The sequence below is a fragment of the Gimesia sp. genome (assembly GCF_048260065.1).
In the GTDB taxonomy this organism is placed as follows: Bacteria; Planctomycetota; Planctomycetia; order Planctomycetales; family Planctomycetaceae; genus Gimesia.
The window spans coordinates 1-13,880 of record NZ_JBLXHC010000038.1; the positions used below are offsets into that span (position 1 = coordinate 1).

Annotated in this window: 10 protein-coding genes; 5 read left to right on the plus strand and 5 right to left on the minus strand. The window is 46.5% G+C overall.

Going from position 1 to position 13,880, the window contains the following annotated elements:
* From ACN0YN_RS30895 to ACN0YN_RS30910, 4 genes are all read left to right on the plus strand, one after another.
* A partial coding sequence (locus tag ACN0YN_RS30895; RefSeq protein WP_417388721.1) for a formylglycine-generating enzyme family protein occupies window positions 1-1,807 on the plus strand: 1,807 nt, incomplete at its 5' end.
* A gap of 137 nt (window positions 1,808-1,944) precedes the next feature.
* On the plus strand, window positions 1,945-4,422 hold the full coding sequence (locus ACN0YN_RS30900; RefSeq protein ID WP_417388722.1) for an SUMF1/EgtB/PvdO family nonheme iron enzyme: 2,478 nt from the start codon (window positions 1,945-1,947) through the stop codon (window positions 4,420-4,422).
* 387 nt (window positions 4,423-4,809) lie between these two features.
* On the plus strand, window positions 4,810-6,240 hold the full coding sequence (locus ACN0YN_RS30905; protein WP_417388723.1) for a hypothetical protein: 1,431 nt from the start codon (window positions 4,810-4,812) through the stop codon (window positions 6,238-6,240).
* Between the two features lie 574 nt (window positions 6,241-6,814).
* Window positions 6,815-7,315 carry a hypothetical protein gene (locus ACN0YN_RS30910; RefSeq protein ID WP_417388724.1) on the plus strand — a complete coding sequence of 167 codons (501 nt, stop codon included), beginning with the start codon at window positions 6,815-6,817 and terminating at the stop codon, window positions 7,313-7,315.
* Between the two features lie 341 nt (window positions 7,316-7,656).
* Here ACN0YN_RS30910 and ACN0YN_RS30915 read toward each other — a convergent pair whose 3' ends face one another.
* The 5 genes from ACN0YN_RS30915 to ACN0YN_RS30935 form a co-directional block, all read right to left on the minus strand.
* Window positions 7,657-8,469 carry a nucleotidyl transferase AbiEii/AbiGii toxin family protein gene (locus ACN0YN_RS30915; protein ID WP_417388730.1) on the minus strand — a complete coding sequence of 271 codons (813 nt, stop codon included), beginning with the start codon at window positions 8,467-8,469 and terminating at the stop codon, window positions 7,657-7,659.
* Window positions 8,470-8,573: 104 nt separating this feature from the next.
* Window positions 8,574-9,194: a type IV toxin-antitoxin system AbiEi family antitoxin domain-containing protein gene (locus tag ACN0YN_RS30920; RefSeq protein WP_417388725.1), complete on the minus strand. Its 621-nt coding sequence runs from the start codon at window positions 9,192-9,194 to the stop codon at window positions 8,574-8,576.
* 478 nt (window positions 9,195-9,672) lie between these two features.
* The gene (locus ACN0YN_RS30925) at window positions 9,673-10,047 is read right to left on the minus strand and encodes a hypothetical protein (RefSeq protein ID WP_417388726.1); all 375 of its coding nucleotides are present in this window, start codon (window positions 10,045-10,047) and stop codon (window positions 9,673-9,675) included.
* Complete coding sequence (locus ACN0YN_RS30930) at window positions 10,034-11,050, minus strand: hypothetical protein (RefSeq protein ID WP_417388727.1); 1,017 nt, start codon at window positions 11,048-11,050, stop codon at window positions 10,034-10,036. The genes ACN0YN_RS30925 and ACN0YN_RS30930 overlap by 14 nt, the downstream gene beginning before the upstream one ends.
* A gap of 761 nt (window positions 11,051-11,811) precedes the next feature.
* Window positions 11,812-13,245 (minus strand): hypothetical protein, encoded by a 1,434-nt coding sequence (locus ACN0YN_RS30935; RefSeq protein ID WP_417388728.1) that lies wholly within the window; start codon window positions 13,243-13,245, stop codon window positions 11,812-11,814.
* Window positions 13,246-13,494: 249 nt separating this feature from the next.
* Between ACN0YN_RS30935 and ACN0YN_RS30940 the strand changes: the two genes are divergently transcribed.
* On the plus strand, window positions 13,495-13,880 hold a 386-nt coding region (locus ACN0YN_RS30940), incomplete at its 3' end, for a hypothetical protein (protein WP_417388729.1).

Genomic DNA, 13,880 nt, shown 5'->3' on the forward strand with positions numbered 1-13,880 from the left:
GTTTCCGGACCTGAAGCTGAACCTGGGGAACACAGATGCGGACTCAGTCAGTGACATCCTGCAAGGTCTCGCTACTGTTGCCTTCGCTCAGACCTGCGAACAGCTGGAATACCAGGATGTTCTGCAGCCGAATTTCACGCGGATTTCGAGTCAGGATCTGCCTGATTTCAAGGAGCAATTGGGGATTCGCCTGAGTGAAAAGAAAGTGCAGCCCATCTTGAACTCACTGGGCAAACTGAATGTGGCCCTCCGGTTCGATCTGCTGGAAGCCGGTTCGGAAACATTGACTGAAATCCAGTTCCAGAACCGGTCACTGCAGGAATGGCTGACGGCTTACTACCTGGCCAACCATGCCCGCGATACAGACCGGCAACTGCTCTGGGAGCAGAACTGGATCGTGGAGTGGGACCGAGAACTATCCCAGGAATACCGGGAGGTCTGGCAGTTTTTTGTCGACCTCAAAGCACAGGCCGACTTCCGGCTGCAGAACCAACCGGGGTTCCGTAAGGATAACGTCTGGCTGGAGACAGCCGAACTGCTGTTCCGTCCCTGCTTCGATGCCCGGACCGGGCAGTTTTATGACGAACTCCCCGCTGACGTTGACCGGGATACGATTGAATGGCAGGCGCGACGCTCTCCAGAGTTCATCTACCAGGCCTGGTTCCGCCTGGAAGCGTTTTGTGAGCTAGAGGGAACGGCCGAGCAGGGACTAGGAAAAGCAGAACGCGATCTCAGAAAACGTGCTTGGCAGATCCGCGATCGTTGGCAGGGGGAGTTTACCACGATCGCAGACGGTCAGCAGGGGAAGGCACTGCAGCAAGTTGCTCTACAGCTCCAAGAGGACTTTGTCGATTTCCCGGCGGGGGAAGTCTGGTTCGGTTCGAAAGACTGGGGTCGGCCACCCAGTCGGGATCAGATTCCCCAATCCGTGCAGAAAAAATGGGAAGAAAACTTCCAGCATGCCAACGATCCCATAGACGAGTTACGTGATTGGTTGCTCAAGCGTTATGAATGGCTACTCGAACAACCAGAAGCTACGAGAAAAAGCAATCTCGATGAGTATTTGATTCCTATGATTCAAAATGAAGAGGATGCTTGGATACACATAGCTGAGGGGTTCAGCCGGTCAAACGAACGTACGGAAGAGGGTGAGAATCCGATAGAAGTCTCTTCTTTTAGTTATCAGCGTCGTGCAGTGACGAATTCCAGTTTTCGTTTGTTTTGTCCAGAACATGGTTTGCAAGGGAAGTATAGTTACCATACTTTGAGTGGAGAAGCAGCGTGCCCCGCGTTATATATCGACTGGTATACAGCGTGGGTGTATTGCCAGTGGTGCTTTTGGGATAACAGGTCATGCCGTTTGCCACTAGAACATGAATTCGAGTACGCGGTTAAGTTCGGTATGTCGAAAGAACAACAACTTTCATGGGATTATTGGTGGGCTCCCGAGTGGGGGGATGAGGAAAAAAAGTACGAGCAGTGTCACGGGAATCATGCTTATGAGGCAGGGACGGTTCCCGCGAACTCCCGGCGTGCCAGTGAACCCACCATAAAATTGGATCCCAGGGGTGAGGGGGTGATGGACCTGTTGGGGAATCAGTGGGAATGGATGGGAAATGAATTTCAGGAGATTTATGTGGGACGTGAAACAGAGGGATTTGCAAAGGGGCAAACCAACCCCGTAATTTCGTGTCGCGGCGGTGCATTTTACAGCAGACCATTCATACTCCGACTCTCGAATCGTACAGGGTTCGTTCCAGAGGATCATAATAGCTACTACGGTTTTCGTATGCTGAGGTCAAATTAACCATATATGAATTATCCCTGTTGCCCTTTTCTTTTTATCCTTTTTAAAAGCAGACGTAGTCTGCGATCGCGTTGAAAAAATTGCGTTAACAAACTGAGTGCTGGCACCAAAACAAATGAAGATAAGAAAACGGACCAATGCCTCCCCCGTACATACATGACCAAAAGCTACAGGTGCTGAAGCTGAAACCGGGGCATCAGGCGCCTGCTAACTTCCTGCACTGCAAGGTCCTGCCTTACCTGGAAGACGAGCATCGCGATCATCCGGAAGATTCTGCCTGGCAGTGGGGTGATTTCACTCAGCGCCGCGAAGAGTTGCTGCAGTTGCTGGCAGGCTCTGCTGATTTTCAGCGAACGGTGCTGGTCAACGCGGCCGGCATGGGCAAGACCAAAATGATGGAGTGGCTGCACTATGTGCTGGCCCATCCCCGCCTGGACTGCCTGTCGATCCTGCTGGAGGCCAAATACCTGGTAGACAATCATGGAATCAAAAACTATTCCCAGTTCCTGTTTGATCAGGCGCTGGAACAGCTGAGTGATCATACGACTGAGTCAGATGCTGCGCTGGAACAATCTCTGCGCTGGCTGCGGCAACAGGGCAAAGTGCTGTTTCTGATTGATGCCCTGGATGAAGCGTCCGGGGATCTGGATCGGCTATCCAAAACAGTTAACCAGCACGGCCCCTGGAAAGACTGTCGGTTTGTGATTTCCACGCGTCCCTATGCACTGGGGCTACGCAAAAAGCTCTTTGCTCAGGGGAACTGGCAGTTGCTGCGTGTACTTGCCTTTGACGACTTCCAGAAAACGCGATTTCTAAAAGTGAAAGGTGAAGCGGTCTCGCGCTACGAGCACCCCAACATCAGAGACAACGAACGATTGAAGGCAACGCTGGATAATCCCCGGGTGCTGCAGTATCTGCGGGAAGTCAAGCTACACCGACTGGATGACGGCGATCTGCAGACTCCCGCCGACATCATGTACTACGCGATGGTGTCGGCAATCTGGAAATCGATGGAAGAACATCCAGAGGCACGCCCCGTCAATAAAGATCGAAAGTTGGTCAAACGATCTGATATCGATCTGATGCTGCGGATTCTGGCCACGTGTGCTTTTGAAATGACGAGCCAAAGGATTCAGACAGAAGACGAACTATATTATCCCAATTTTCGGAAAATCGAAGATCAAGCATCAGTTACGGTTTTTCGAGATCAAGTCTGGCAGAAACTGGAACATACGTTAGAGAAAAAGAAGTCGTGGGTTATCAATGAGGATGACTTGTTCGAGATGCTGAGCCAGTTGGATCATGCGATTAGAGGAGATCTACTTGTCCCTGGGCCGAATGCCCGTTCGATAGGGGGAGATCGGGAGCAGTTCGCATTTTCCAACCGGGGAATCCAGGAATTCTTTTGTGGTTATTATCTGGCGAACTTCTGCAAGCGCAAAGATGCGCAACTGATGTGGGAGCAGAACTGGATTGTCGAATGGGACTTCAAGCCGACACAAGCCTACAGAGAAATCTGGCAATATTTCTGCGATCTTAGGCCTGATCAAACAAAAGTCAAATCCTGGTTGAGAACTGCCGAATTACTCTACTGCCCCTGTTTCGATCGGGAGACAGGACGGTTCTATGATGAACTGAATTCAGAAACCAACCTGGATGAAATCCAGTGGCAAGCGAGACGCTCCTCTGAATTCATTTACCAGACGTGGTGGCGACTGCAAGAACTGTGTGATCAACAGAATGAATCTGCGTTGCAGATCCGTAGTCGCTGGTGGGGTGAGTTTCAAGCGATCTCACAAGGAAGACAAGGAAGATATCGGCAGCAAGAAGCGCTTCAACTCCAGAAAGATTTTGTCTGGTTTGCGGATGAAAATGATAATGATCCCAATATGCTGGATGAAAAGGGAAACCATGTGGTCTGGTTTGGATCAGATCCGCCAAAAGATAAAAATGAAACTGCAGATACAAATCCAATTCTGGTGTCACCATTTCGAATGCAGCGTCGTGCGGTAACGAATGCGTGTTTTCGCCTGTTCAGCCCAGAACATGGTCTGCGTGGGGAAAATAACTACTTGAAGTTTAGCAATCAGCCCGACTGTCCGGCCCTGTATATCAACTGGTATACGGCGTGGGCGTACTGCCAGTGGTGCCGGTGGGATAACAAACCCTGCCGTTTGCCACTGGAACATGAATTCGAGTACGCGGTCAAATACGGGATGCCTCCAGAGCAGCAGTTGACGTGGGATTACTGGTGGGCCGCCGAGTGGGGGGATGAAAGTGAGAACCATCCGGAATGTCATGGGAGTAATGCTAAAAAAACAGTTCCCGCAGACTCCCGGCGTTCCAGTAAGGCAACCCAAGAGCTGGACCCTAAGGGAGAGGGAGTGATGGACCTGTTGGGGAATCAGCGGGAGTGGATGGGTAATGAGTACCAGGATGTGTATGCAGGGCACCACACTGGCACCAAGAATGAAGTGCATCCGAACACTATTATGTCGTGTCGCGGCGGTGCCTGGGGCATCATATCGTTCTTCCTTCGTTCGGCGTGGCGCGACAGGAGCTTCGTATCGCTCCATGACAGCGACATCGGGTTTCGTATTTTGAGGACCAAGTAACCCTGTGTTCTTTATTCCTGTTACCCTTTGCCCTCTTTCTTTTTGTGTTTTTTTCAAGCAGACGCAGTCTACGCACGCGTTGAAAAAATGGAGAAAAGTACCGACGGGGCCTGATCAATCAAATGACGTAAATAACTTCTAAAGAATGAGAAGCGACGAATCTCATCGTGTTTTTTTAACTTTTTAGAGAAAACATGAAAGTAATTTTGTTTCTGCATCTGCGAGAACCCCTTAATTAAATAGGGAAACAAATGGAATACTGAATCTGGTTCCGAATCAAAAGGATGGGACCTGATACAAGAGAATTTAGACGTGATGGCTTAATGTATCGAAATCGCAGCTAAGTAATCAATCTGGAACCTAAACCATCGCCTGAAAGTATTTGAAATGAAATCGAATGAAGTACTAACGGTGCATAATGCTTTGCAATTTCTTGCTGGGTCAGATTCTGTGTGCCTTAGCGAGTTTACCACCATTGAGGATGCTGCTGCTGAATGCCTCGGTGAGCATCAGGAATTTATTAATCTTAGTGGCCTGATGAGTCTTTCGGATTCAGCGGCTGAGAGTCTTGGTAAGCATCGGGGAACTCTCCTGCTCAATGGTCTGAAGTATCTAACGGATTCAGCGGCCGAGGGGCTTGGTCAGCATCAAGGAACTCTCCTGCTCAATGGTTTGATACATCTTTCGGATGTAGCAGCTGAGGGGCTTAGTAAGCAAAAGGGTGAACTCCAACTGAATGGTCTGGAGTATCTTACGGATGCAGCAGCCAGGAGTCTCAGCAAACATCAAAGAGAGCTCCAACTCTTCGATCTGATCAGTCTTTCGGATGCAGCGTCCGAAAGTCTTAGTAAGTATCAGGGAAAACTTCACCTCAGTTTGAAGTATCTTTCGGATGTCGCAGCCAAAAATCTTGCTCGGCACCCGAATCTCTACACTAACGTTACCGCCTGGCCTGGACCTGCAGCAAAAACGTTTAAACAATACAGTTCTACAATCACAATAGAGATTGCAGAGCAGTTTCTAGCAGATACTGATTCAGTGAATCTTAGCAAGTTTAGCACCATTGAAGATGCGGCAGCTGAGAGCTTGGGGAAGTGTCGGGAATTTCTTGACCTCAGTGGCTTGACTAGTCTTTCGAATGCAACAGCCAAGAGTCTCGGTAAGCACCAAGGAACTCTTTATCTCAGCGGTTTGACGAGTCTTTCGGATGTAGCAGCCGAGAGTCTCGGTAATCATCAGGGCAGGCTTCACCTTGATGGTCTGACAAGTCTTTCAGATATAGCGGGTGAGAGCCTCAGAAAGAATCAGGGGGAGCTTGACCTTCAACGTCTGAGGTATCTTTCGGATGAAGCAGCCGAGAGCCTTGGTAAGCATCAGGGCGAGCTTCACCTCCACGGTCTGAAAAGTCTTTCAGATGCAGCGGCCGAGGGACTGAGTAAACATCAGGGATCTCTTCATCTCTGGAGTTTGCCGAGTCTTTCGGATGCTGCAGCCAAGAGTCTCGGTAAGTACCAAGGAACTCTTTACCTTGGTGGTCTGACAAGTCTTTCGGATGCTGCAGCCGAAAGTCTTAGTGAGCATCAGGGAAAACTTCAACTCAGTGGTCTGACGAGCCTTTCGGATGCTGCGGCCGAGAGTCTTGGTAAGCATCAAGGCGAACTTGACCTCGGTGGTCTGACGTATCTTTCGGATGAAGCAGCCGAGGGCCTCTGTAAACATCAGTGGAAGCTTCACCTCGATGGTCTGACAAGTCTTTCGGATGCAGCAGTCGAGAGTCTTGGTCAGCATCCAGATCTCGACACTGACCTCGTTCTCTGATCCTAGTCAGCATTAAAGTCATTCAGACAATTGTCTACAATTACAATCTAGATTTGAGTGAATTATCTGGCAGATATGGAATGGACTCTGTGAATCCTAGCAAGTTTTCTATCATTGAAGGTGCAACAGTCAAATGCCTATTGGTCCGCTTTAAACGACAATCTCCATTCGCTCAATTCTCTGCAAGATTCTACTTCAAATGTACTAATTCATCTGTCATTAGACTTATTTTACCGTTAAAACTCGTACCAAATCTAAACATATTTGATTACCGCGTATAGATGGTTACTGAATTATACGATTCCGTGAACTTTTCCGACATATTGAGTGCTCAGAGATGGGGTGTTTGACTCAATAGACAAAACTATAAGTTTAAATCTGACTGAACTTTAAGCCCAAGAATCCTCTAAAAATCGGAATTCAAATTCATGTGAAGGGTGTCGTTCGTAGAGTAGAACGGAGCATTGTTCAACAGGAACAAATCAAGCATCTTGAAAACACTTACGACTCTAACCACTGAGTATCATAATCCCAAAATATGGAGAAACCGACCGTGTATAAGGTATTGACGATTATGTTTTTGGTCATGATGTCTGAAACAGTTGCTCTTTCAGAGGAATATCCTCACAGTTTTTTTCATGAATCGCAGTTGAGAAATAATACAATCGAGACATATTACATCTTTATTTGGACAAATCCTAAAGCGACCGAGGGTACTATTTTCAAGGCCACTCGGATGAATGGTCAGGAATGGACGCTGGAAGGAGGAGACTTGAATGCCAGTAGCCTTGATCAGGGGATTGATCAATTTACGATTGAGTGGAATAACGGCCAGAAAGAAGTCGGAAGATATCAATTTGGTAAATACAGAGTTCTATCTCATTCCTCAGATGAATTCATAGTAGGCACTATTCAGAAATGGGATCATCAATCTATCCCCTTCGATCTAAAATTGAAAATGAAAATTTGGATGTCTATTCATGAAGCCAAACCACTACCGAAAACGAAGTCCAGAAAACGAAAAAGTTTCCAGATTTTACGTTTGCAAGACCCAAGCGTGAAAAAAAACTTGTAGCCTTGTAGATATAAATACATTTCTATTTCGTCCCGTATAAAACACTTTTCATAACAGCTCTTGCGAGGGCTAACTTCTAAAGTCATGAGATCAAGTTAGCTTACCCAAGTTCGCATCCTCTATGATGACTTACGCATGAGTGAGGTTTTTATATCGAGGAGCCCTGAATTGCCCGGTTTCCATCTGCCTAGCCCATGATCGTCATCGTTTCTGGAATGATTCGACCGACTTACTTTAAATCAGCCGACGACTCCCACGACCTACTGATCATGACATGCCCCCACGAATGACAGCGGTGCCTGGAACAAGCAAGAAGCTTGTTCTTATTTCTGGCGCTGATCTCAGTCTACAATCCACGGTCCTCCCGGCCTCCAATTCCCGTTTATTTGCTGTTTATTTATTAGTCCTGTTAAAAGAGGGACTAGAAATGTTTGCAGTTGAATGGCAAGGTCCGTTAATTGGTCAGGGGCGGTTTCCAGCTGTGATTTGCGAAGGAAAGCCTGCCATTGTTTTTGTTTTATCTGATCCTCGGTAAACTCAGGTGTAAGAGCTACAGGATGTTTTACCAGGGCTGTCTGCCGGTTCTGAAAAGTCTGGGTGATGGCATTTGACAAGAGTTCCCCATCGAAGTCAAACTGTCGTGCCAGCAGCCACAGGTCATAGAAATCTTTCATTCGACTATTGAGTTGACCGAGTTTAACCATCGCTTCCAGTTTTTCCGCAACAACTGTCTCTCGTGGGTAGGTGCGTAGCCGAGGTGATTCAAATTCAAGAAGTGTCGGATAATCATTCAAGGTGGCTTCAGGAACGACAACATCTCCAAAACCGATATCAATCTGCATCGGAACACGGGCATTCTGCAGAAATACGCCAAATGTCACCCGTACTCCTGAGTAATCTGCGTCTTCTTTAATCATCTGTCCCTCAAGACTGTCAATGTCCAGTTCAAGACCGTCTGGCTCCACTGACTGCAGACAGACTTCGCGAAAGACATTAACGACCGCTCCGACGTCGTTATTCATTCTGGCCAGGAAATCAATATCCCGTGTTGGTCGAGAGGTGGGAGTCTGCCAGACATTCAGCATCAGAGCACCTTTCAGAATGAACTGATCTGCATACAATGATTTCGAGACTCTGTACAGAAACCGTTCCATCGCAAAATATTGCAGCACTTCCTGAAACGGCCGAGTGGTTTCCCTTGCTCTGTTCTGCAGACGTTGTCTTACTGAATCCGCAATGTTTTTGATGGGGCGATCTGTCACAGGATCGCCTCCAGATAGGGAGTCATCACCCGTTTGACACGACAGATATCCGCATAACGAAGCAGTGCTCCTGTATCAATCAATTTTTGCTGTCGGTAAAGTTTCAATGCTTCCAGCGCCGTGTCGAGGCCTATACGGTTTCGATACTTAAAACAGTCTGCAATGGTTTTTTCACAGCAATAGATCCGGATCGGCACGCCGTCAACCTGCTGAGTTTCGATTCCGGATTCAAAAGCCAGTTGGCTGAACCAGAAGTGTTTTACTGGGGGATAATCGATGCGGGGACGCTCCTTCCCCCGAGGAATCGCTACATACACTTCATGCGGGATCTGGGTTGTCAGTTCATGCCAGGCCAGTGCGGAAATCAGGCAGATAACGCCTTCCGGAATCCGATGGGCTATCGTCACCAGATCAGGATTACCCAGGGGAGTTTCCTCCGCCAGGCGAAACAGGCCCCGACTCAACTGTTCGATTTGCCCACTGTCGCGTAGTGCATAGAGGGTGCGAGGGTGAATTCCTGCCTGCAGGGCCTCCCGGGTGCGTAGGACACCACCCGCCTTATAGAAGATCTTTCTGGCTGCCTGAATCGGTTTTCTTTTGGTTTGATTTTTTGCCATATGGATAATGATACCTTCATATTCATACAAGTGAAAGCATATTTATCCAGTAGATAAATTTTGTGATACTAGAACTTAAAGAAAGACTTCATTTTAAGAAAAAACTCCCGTTTGCGGTTTGATCACAACCAGCCAAACGTGGCCTTTTGTGTGCACTTTACAATAAGGGCTAATCGTGTCACAAAGTGTTGTCACACAATGACTAAAAACCGATATTTGCTATCGCTGAAGCACTTGAAATAGAGGTGGAAGATCAGCAGAACTGCACATAAATGAACCGAATCCTGTTTCACTTCCAATATGTTGCAACCGCTTCAGATCAAAGAATAATCGATGATAGATCAGACCAGTCGACAGAAATCTTCTCCCCCTTATATCCATAACCAGGGTTTGCAACTGCTAAAACTGAAAAGCCACTCGGATTTCGTTCAGATAGATACCAACTACGAGCAGACAAGTCAGAATCAGCCAGGCCATGTTAAGGCGTAACATTGGCACACTCCTGTTTAGTAGAATGTTGAAGGAAACGTTTGAGAAATTCGATCTCATTTCCGACTGTGACCTGATTCTTCAATACCTGAGTACTTCTCGAAGGTCCACAAATAGGAACGTCATAAAAACTAGGCGGGATATGATAATAAGGCTTACTATCTTTATTTTGGTTTTCTTTCTCCTTCAAAATTCTATGGAGTTCCTGTAAATCATTTTCGATGAGAGAACTCTGATTTGCAGGTTGAGGGATATCCCACTGATCGTGCATAATTCCCAGTAAATCGTTCCGGTCACCTTGGAAATAGATAACCACAGCGAGCATAGAGGCCAGAATCAGCCAGGTCTTCTTAAGGCGTAACATTGACATACTCCTGTTTTGACTGAGGGAGGAAACGTTTGAGAAATTCGATCTCATTCACGGTTGTAATCTGACTCTTCACAAACAGCTTGCGATAAGCTGCCTGTAGAATGGGATCGTGATTAATGCGGTCGTGATTGAGAAAGGAGTTGAATAGACACACCATTTCGCCAAGATCATTTTCAAAACTGGACATCACATTGAGCAAGTGCAATCCTCTGAGAACGAGCTTATGGATAGATTCTCTATTGGACTTGATTTCGGAGAGCTTGCCGAGAGCCAGTTGCTTGCCGTTGGCTTTATGCACGTTCACAGAAAAATTGTGTTTCAGTTGGGGCAACATCGCTTTCTTCTGCTTCAGTTCATCCAGCATTGTTTTTAGGAATTTAAAGTCAAGCTGGCTGAGCGTTTCGTACTGCGTCGCAATATCCAGGTCAGCAGCAATCAGACATACGTTTAATGCCAGATCTGGATCAAGACTGATCGATGTCGAAGTCAAAACCGTCGCATGCTGTTGAGCCAGCTTTTCCAGGATCGCCTTCAGCCTCACTTTTCGTTCGGCATATTTGCGCTGGTCCTGTTTGGCCTTTGAGAGGTCTTCTTTTAATTCGCCGACGGCAGGCTCCAATGAACTGGCCCACTGCTGAAATCCTTTCATCATCTGTGGTTCGATGTCAGAAAACTTTTGTAGCACTTGCTGAAAATTGATCTTTGCTTGATTCAGAGATGACTTATAAGCCTCTATGCGTTTTTCATCATCAAAATCCTGTCGCAGCGCCAGCAGATGACTTTCTATTTCGAGGCGTGATTCCTGAAAAGTTTTGCGGATGGCATCCAGTCGCGGTTTGACTTCCTCAACCAAGTTGTTTTCTAAGGTATACAACTCGTAGATATACTCCTCAGCTTCCTGAGGTTGTGCAGAAGCCTCTTCTGTATGGACGAACGAATCGCCAGCTACAAGTACCAGGCAACACAAGAATGTTTGAATAATTCTTCTTTTATTCATCGGTTTGACTTTCTGAATCATAAATTTCAGATGAAAGGAGTTTCCATGAATGCCACGGGAACTGAATATATAGCATTGACCATCACCATTCATGCTGCAAATCGAGTACATCAACTCCCTGTTCTGTCTTTATCAGCGGGAGAAATTTGAGAGGCCCTGTAATCATAGATGATTTCATTATTTTACTGGTGTATTACTGGATCTGATTACTGCTCCGACAGATACCTGGTGAACTTCCTTTTGGAATGAAGTACTGTCTGACTATTGGAAAAGGGGATCTTTCGTGTTTCGCTATTACTGTTTTTCAATAAAAAATTAATTTTGCAGGTCACGCCTGAACTTCCTCTATATATTCAAGGTGATCAAACGGGTGGAATTCGGAAAACATTGTTTGGAAAAATCAAATATTCTGTGCAGGGGTCTCCTGATGGTTTTCCAATGCAGAGGCTCAAAGAGTCTTCCGCAATGACTTTGCCAAGAAAGAAATTAAACTGTAATCATGTCGGTTGAACGTCATTTGTTGGGAAAATTGAATTGATGTAGTGGCTGTATTCTGAATGGACTTATTATCGATGGATCTGTTAGAAGATCCTGTTGAAAACCAAACACCTGGTAGATTAATTTTTGGAGTTTGCTGCGAAAGCGGATGGTCGAAAATGGTATTATTAGTCGATGCTTTGGAGTAAGCATCTCGCAAGTGAGATAAACTGGAAGGAGTTCTAAACCAGCAGAATTCAGAAAGATACTACCGATTTCTGAAATCATTCTTGCGGACTGTTTTGCTTACCGATGTTCTCTGTTTCATCCCGTAAGGCTGTTAAGCCATTGAGCTCGAGGCCTCTTGAATGCTCGCCAAGTCTTTCTACTTCCGTATCAGAAATACTTCTTAAATCCCTGAGGAGGTTTCTAAAAGAATTGGGCTTACGACATTCATCAATCAATTGGAATAAAGATTCATTGAGAAAGAGAACCGAACATCTCTCTTTTCTAAACATCGCTTCTATATCTGAACCAAAGTAGAAGATACCATAATTGCAGAGCTTTCCATCATACCTACTGAGGAACCTTACTGCCTTATCAGACAAGCCTCTCAATCCAGTCAGACTGAGGCTACCTTCATATATGCTGAAGTTTTCTGCTGCCACATCAGACAAGCTGTTCAAACCATCGAGCTTGAGCCAGCCTCGATGCTTGCCAAGGCCTTCAGCCGCAAGGGATGACAAATTTGTTATACCATTAAGCTCAAGTGCGCCATCGTGCTTGCCGAGGTGCTCAGCTGCTGTACCTGATAAACTCGTTAAGCCATTGAGCTTAAGCCGGCCTGAATGTTTGCCAAGGCCTTCAGCCGCAAGGGATGACAAATTTGTTATACCATTAAGCTCAAGTGCGCCATCATGCTTGCCGAGGTGCTCAGCTGCTATACCTGATAAGCTCGTTAAGCCATTGAGCTCGAGCCAGCCTGAATGCTTACCAAGGCCTTCAGCCGCAAGGGATGACAAATTTGTTATACCATTAAGCTCAAGTGCGCCATCATGCTTGCCGAGGTGCTCAGCTGCTGTACCTGATAAACTCGTTAAGCCATTGAGCTTAAGCCAGCCTGAATGTTTGCCAAGGCCTTCAGCCGCAAGGGATGACAAATTCGTTATACCATTAAGCTCAAGGGCGCCATCGTGCTTACCGAGGTTTTCAGCTGCTATACCTGATAAGCTCGTTAAGCCATTGAGCTCGAGCCAGCCTGAATGCTTACCAAGGCCTTCAGCCGCAAGGGATGACAAATACTTTATACTATTAAGTTCGAGGCCGCCATTGTGCTTACCGAGGTACTCTGCTGCTTTATTTGATATGTTTTTCAAGCCGTTAAGTTCAAGTGTCCCAGCGAATTCACTCAGACGCTTAGCCGCTTCGTTTGTTATTTCGGTGAACGCTTCTAACGTAACACACCCTGGTCCCCATAAAAGATCCTCAGCATCAGAACAAAATTCCTCAGCGATCTGAAGCGTCAATACATTTTCCCGAGTCATCTTGGCTACTTTCTTTTGTCTTAGGTCACCGAATAAATAATCCTGGCTTTCAATTAATAAGGGGGGCGTTGGGTTAATTTCTGCACATATCTTTTTCAAAATATCCAAACTAGTTGAAAAAAGGATCGAAATGCGGAAATTCGCAAAAATATTTTTGTAATTTGTGTAGTCCACATCCCCTTTACCTACGGATCCGGTCTAAGGAATGAGTGTGAAACGCTTGCATCTTGGTGCAGATGCTTGCATAACTGTACATAAAGAGCATTGAAGTTATTTGACCTGAGCACTTTTAAACTGCTTTAGATCAAATTTTTATCAATGATTGAACAGACTAGAGAGTAGCATTTACCAGTCGTATGCCTTGCCTGGCTCTCTGCAGAATTCCATAACTGATCAATACACCAAGATAACGGGGCCGAGTTCATGAGCCAGGATCCTCCGGATTTGCAGCGATTCATTTCGAATCAGCAGCTTGCACTGTTGCAATGTGAACCGGGTGACAACCCACTGACGGCGATCCAGCGCCTGGAGTCCCGGGTGGGTCCCGGACAGAGTGTTCCCATGGCGGATCGCTGGCAACCAGTTGAGGACCGGCATACGTTTTTTCAGGATCTGACCAGCGGTGAAAAGGCGAAACTGACCGTGTTTGTGAATGCCGCCGGGATGGGTAAGACGATCATTTCCCATTACCTGGAATATGTGCTGGGGAACGTATTTCACCAGTCAGCGATCCGGCTGGAAGCCGAACAGATCGTCGAGCATGTCGGAGAACTGGATACCGAAGAAAAACTGGTTCAATTAATCACGAA

Excerpts from the sequence above, each read along its gene's own strand:
- ACN0YN_RS30900 (WP_417388722.1), top strand. The coding sequence starts at position 1,945 with ATGCCTCCCCCGTACATACATGACCAAAAGCTACAGGTGCTGAAGCTG.
- ACN0YN_RS30905 (WP_417388723.1), top strand. The coding sequence starts at position 4,810 with ATGAAATCGAATGAAGTACTAACGGTGCATAATGCTTTGCAATTTCTT.
- ACN0YN_RS30910 (WP_417388724.1), top strand. The coding sequence starts at position 6,815 with ATGTTTTTGGTCATGATGTCTGAAACAGTTGCTCTTTCAGAGGAATAT.
- ACN0YN_RS30915 (WP_417388730.1), bottom strand. The coding sequence starts at position 8,469 with ATGGAACGGTTTCTGTACAGAGTCTCGAAATCATTGTATGCAGATCAG.
- ACN0YN_RS30920 (WP_417388725.1), bottom strand. The coding sequence starts at position 9,194 with ATGGCAAAAAATCAAACCAAAAGAAAACCGATTCAGGCAGCCAGAAAG.
- ACN0YN_RS30925 (WP_417388726.1), bottom strand. The coding sequence starts at position 10,047 with ATGTTACGCCTTAAGAAGACCTGGCTGATTCTGGCCTCTATGCTCGCT.
- ACN0YN_RS30930 (WP_417388727.1), bottom strand. The coding sequence starts at position 11,050 with ATGAATAAAAGAAGAATTATTCAAACATTCTTGTGTTGCCTGGTACTT.